The 340-nt window shown below is 57.4% G+C and carries 1 protein-coding gene; it reads right to left on the bottom strand.

Annotated elements, in window-relative coordinates:
- Nucleotides 1-125: 125 nt before the first annotated feature.
- Nucleotides 126-340, bottom strand: a 215-nt coding sequence (locus LH128_RS30580) for a hypothetical protein (RefSeq protein ID WP_008832611.1), incomplete at its 5' end; no start/stop codon positions are given.

The raw sequence follows: 340 nt of genomic DNA, 5'->3' as shown, positions 1-340 counted from the left end.
CGCCATCCCGAGATGATCGACACTTCCACCTCGCACATCGGCTTCCGCTGCGTTCGCCGTGGCCGGCCTGTCGATGCAGCCGTTACTTGATTGCCGGCCCTTAGCTCGACTTTGTACGTTTTTGGTCAGGTCCAGGTCCAGAAGATGCTGTTTTCAGCAACGTGGTCGAGTGCTTGATCGAGGGGCAAGACGCATCCGCCCATATCATCGATATTTTCCCATTTTCGCTGGTGTGACCAGTAGCCGAGCCTGACTTCGTCACGCGTGCCGACAGGCTTGAGGCGGGCGATCGGTGCCTCGGTTGCCAGCAGATAGAGATGGTAAGCGCCTTTGTTCTCAT

The sequence above is a fragment of the Sphingomonas sp. LH128 genome (assembly GCF_000293195.2).
GTDB classification, from domain to species: domain Bacteria; phylum Pseudomonadota; class Alphaproteobacteria; order Sphingomonadales; family Sphingomonadaceae; genus Novosphingobium; species Novosphingobium resinovorum_A.
The sequence above is the reverse complement of the archived record's forward strand: the minus strand, read 5'-3'. Positions and strand labels throughout refer to the sequence as shown.